Origin of the sequence: Chryseobacterium sp., from assembly GCF_022712095.1 — a bacterium.
Lineage (GTDB): Bacteria > Bacteroidota > Bacteroidia > Flavobacteriales > Weeksellaceae > Chryseobacterium.
On record NZ_JALAHD010000166.1, the window covers coordinates 1 to 4,032 of the forward strand.

The window sequence follows — 4,032 nt, forward strand, 5'->3', positions numbered from 1 at the left end:
ATAACTTTGAGTTAAATGCAAATTTAGTAAACTAAATTAGATGAGCGCAAAAAAAGCCAACTTATCAGGCGAATTGAAAAAATACTTTGGGTTTTCTACTTTTAAGGGACAACAAGAGAGAATTATAGAAAATCTGCTGAATGGAAAGGACATCTTTGTATTGATGCCGACAGGAGGAGGTAAGTCTTTATGCTATCAGCTTCCTGCATTAATTTCCGAAGGAACGGCAATAGTAGTTTCGCCCTTAATAGCTTTAATGAAAAACCAGGTAGATGCGGTAAACGGACTTTCATCTGATGACGGAGTTGCCCATGTTTTAAATTCATCGTTAAATAAAACCCAGACAAAACAGGTATTCGATGATATAAAAAGTGGTAAAACAAAATTATTGTATGTGGCCCCCGAATCATTAATCAAAGAAGATTATCTGGATTTTCTGAAGGAAGTGAAAATTTCTTTCTTTGCTATTGACGAAGCGCACTGTATCTCAGAGTGGGGACATGATTTTAGACCCGAATACAGAAATCTGAAATCCATCATCGATAAAATCGCTGATGTTCCCGTAATTGCACTTACGGCGACAGCCACCCCTAAAGTTCAGGATGATATCCAGAAAACTCTAGGAATGATTAATGCCATTGTATTTAAAGAAAGTTTTAACCGACCGAATTTATACTATGAAGTACGCCCTAAAGTGAATATTGACAAGGAGATTGTCAAGTTTATTAATCAGAATAAAGGTAAATCCGGAATCGTTTATTGCTTAAGCCGCAGGAAAGTTGAAGAGTTTGCTCAGCTCTTACAGGTTAACGGTATTAATGCACTTCCTTACCATGCCGGTCTTGATCAGAAAGTGAGAGTCGCCAATCAGGATAAATTCCTGATGGAAGAAGTGGATGTGATTGTTGCCACTATAGCTTTTGGGATGGGGATCGATAAACCTGATGTGAGGTTTGTAATCCATTATGATTTCCCTAAATCATTAGAAAGTTATTATCAGGAGACCGGACGTGCAGGAAGGGATGGAGGAGAAGGACATTGCCTGGCATTCTATGACCCTAAAGATATTGAAAAACTTGAGAAATTTTTGGCTCAGAAACCTGTCTCCGAAAGAGAAATCGGGTTACAGCTTTTAAATGAGGTGGTGGGCTATGCAGAGACTTCCATGAGCAGAAGACAGTATATTCTCTATTATTTCGGGGAAAATTTTGACCCGATAAGGGGAGATGGTGCTAATATGTGTGATAATGCATCCCATCCGCACAAATTAAAAAATGCTGTTTCAGATCTGAAAAAAGCACTGGAACTGATTCGGGATATGGGAGAAAAGTTTAAAACAAAAGATCTGATCTCTGTAATTGTAGGTAAAGAAAGTGCTGTAACAAAATCTTATAAGCTAGAGCAGAGTTCTTACTTCGGATTTGGGAAAGAGGAAAAGGATAATTATTGGAAAACCATTCTAAGACAGGGGACGGTTCAGAATTTCCTGCAAAAAGATATTGAAACCTATGGAGTATTAAAAATAGCCGAGAAGGGATATGATCTTTTAAGCGGTCAATTCAAAGGGGACTTTATGATTGCCGAAGACCGTGAGTTTGATTTAACACAGGCAAAAGCGGAAAGTGATCAGATTCAGATGCAGTCAGGTGCTGGATTAGATCAAAACCTGTTTAATCAGTTAAAGGAACTGAGGAAAAAAGTAGCTAAAAAGTACGGAATTCCTCCTTATACTGTTTTCATGGATCCGAGTCTTGAAGATATGACGGTTCAGTATCCTGTTACCTTGGAAGAAATTGCCAAGATATACGGGGTGGGTGAAGGAAAAGCTAAGAAGTATGGAAAGGAATTTGCAGATTTCATCAAAACATATGTTGAAGAACATAATATAGAGCGTACTCAGGATATGGTATTAAAACAGGTGGCTAATAAATCCAGTCACAAAGTTTTTATCATCCAGAGTACCGATAAAAAAATAGACCTTGAAGACATTGCACGAGCTAAAAACCTTTCAATGAATGAATTGTTGAAAGAAATGGAGAGTATTGTCTATCAAGGAACAAAGCTTAATATAGATTATTATATTGAAGATAATTTCGATGAAGATATTGTAGACGGCTTCATGGAATTTATGAATGAGTCCGACAGTGACAGTATGAAAGTGCTATTGGATGAATTTGGAGATGAACTTTCCGATGAGGAAGTAAGAATGCTGAGGATAAAATTCATTAGTGACGTTGCTAATTAAAATATTACCTTATCCGTTTATGGATAAGGTTTTTTAGTATGAAAAAAAAGATTTCCGTTATTTTTATTCTGCCCGACTTGGAAACAGGCGGAGCAGAAAGGATTGTTACCACTATTGCCAACCATCTTTCACGAGATCGTTTTGAGCCTAAAATCCTGTTATTACGAAAACAGGGAGGTTATCTCAGCTTTCTTAAGGATGATGTGGAAATTATTGATATCAATACGGAAAGAATCCGGCACTCTCTAAAGCCAATCCTATCTCAGATTTACCGTAGGAAACCGGATATTGTATTTTCTGGTTTTGGTGAAGTGAATGCTTATTTATCTATGTTTATAAGGCTTTTTCCTAAAACTAAATTTGTAGCTAGGGAAACAAATGTGGTTTCTCAGCATGTTACTAGGAAAGAAATCAGGTTTTTCTATAATTTTTATAACAGCTATGAAAAGATCATTGCTCAAAGTGATGATATGATGAAAGATCTTATAGACAATTTGGGAATTAAAAAGAAAAAGATTGTAAAGATCAATAATCCTGTAGACTTTGATTTTATTGAAGAAAAACTGAAGACCTCCGAAAAGCCTGAGAGTTTTAAATATAACTACAAGCATGTCGTTGCCATTGGTAATTTATCGGCAAGAAAGGGTTTTGATAATCTTTTGAAAGTATTTTCAAGGCTTAAAAATGAAAAGATCATCTTACATATTTTAGGTGACGGTCATGATAAGGAGGTTCTTCATCAGATGAAAAAAATTCTGGGACTGGAGCATGTAATCTTTCATGGCAGACAGGAAAATCCTTATCAATTCCTGAAATATGCAGATCTATTTGTTTTATCCTCACGATATGAGGGTTTTCCTAATGTTTTGCTGGAAGCAGGAGCCTGTGGAACTTATTCATTAGCAAATAACTGTCCGGGGGGAATTAATGAAATCATACAGGATATGGTCAATGGTGAAATCGGAAATATAGAAAATCATGATGAGTTTGCTCACAAGATTATTTCACTTTTACAGCATGCTTATGACCGGGATTCTATTAAGAATTCCATTAAGTCCCGTTTTTCGAAGAATATTATTCTTGACAAGTATGAAAATGTTTTATTGGATATAATAAAATACTAATTGTGTCATTTTTTGCTTTATGGAAGTTTATTTTTTAATTTAGTAATTTTTCAAAATCCATATTTTTAATGAATAGAATCCAAAAATTAGGATGTGCCTGTGAAAAACCAACCTCAAACTATACCGAATACAGAAGTTCTGAGCTAGGAATAGACTATACGAATGGCAGGTATGCAGAAGTAAGTATTCAACAGTGTAAACTGTGTCAAAGAATATGGATTCTTTATTTTGTTGAATTTGAAGATTTTTCCAAATCTGGAAGATGGTTCAAAGGAATCGTTTCTAAAAAAGACCGTCCAAAAATAACTCCCGAAAATGCAGTAGAATTTCTGGAAAGTCTTGAATGGCATGTGTATGGTGGTTCTTATTTCGAAACTACCGGAGAATTTGGACAAGGAAAAATTAGTGTAGACTTGTAGTTAATTTTTATATATATTCAAGTTTGAGCTATTATCATAAATGGCAGGAGTTATATTTCTACTATTATTGTTGGTGTTATTTCCTCCTTGCAGGAAAAAACAGTTTCTTTGAATCCGAAAAAATAGATCATCAAGCATAGGTTTATAAATTAACAAGAAAATTTTGGATTCCACTGACGTTGATTAAATCTCTAAGACATGAATGCGAATTTTCAAAACCGGAACGAGAATATGAAGAACAGAA

The 4,032-nt window shown here is 35.2% G+C and carries 3 protein-coding genes; all 3 read left to right on the forward strand.

Going from position 1 to position 4,032, the window contains the following annotated elements:
• The first annotated feature begins 40 nt into the window (after nucleotides 1-40).
• The 3 genes from recQ to Q0A18_RS08390 all read left to right on the forward strand — a co-directional run bounded on the left by recQ (nucleotide 41) and on the right by Q0A18_RS08390 (nucleotide 3,788).
• A complete protein-coding gene (gene recQ / locus Q0A18_RS08380; protein ID WP_292009700.1) occupies nucleotides 41-2,245 on the forward strand; it encodes a DNA helicase RecQ in 2,205 nt (734 codons plus the stop codon).
• A gap of 38 nt (nucleotides 2,246-2,283) precedes the next feature.
• Nucleotides 2,284-3,369, forward strand: a complete 1,086-nt coding sequence (locus Q0A18_RS08385) for a glycosyltransferase (RefSeq protein ID WP_292009701.1) — start codon at nucleotides 2,284-2,286, stop codon at nucleotides 3,367-3,369.
• Nucleotides 3,370-3,437: 68 nt separating this feature from the next.
• Nucleotides 3,438-3,788 carry a hypothetical protein gene (locus Q0A18_RS08390; protein ID WP_292009702.1) on the forward strand — a complete coding sequence of 117 codons (351 nt, stop codon included), beginning with the start codon at nucleotides 3,438-3,440 and terminating at the stop codon, nucleotides 3,786-3,788.
• The last annotated feature ends 244 nt before the right edge of the window (nucleotides 3,789-4,032 follow it).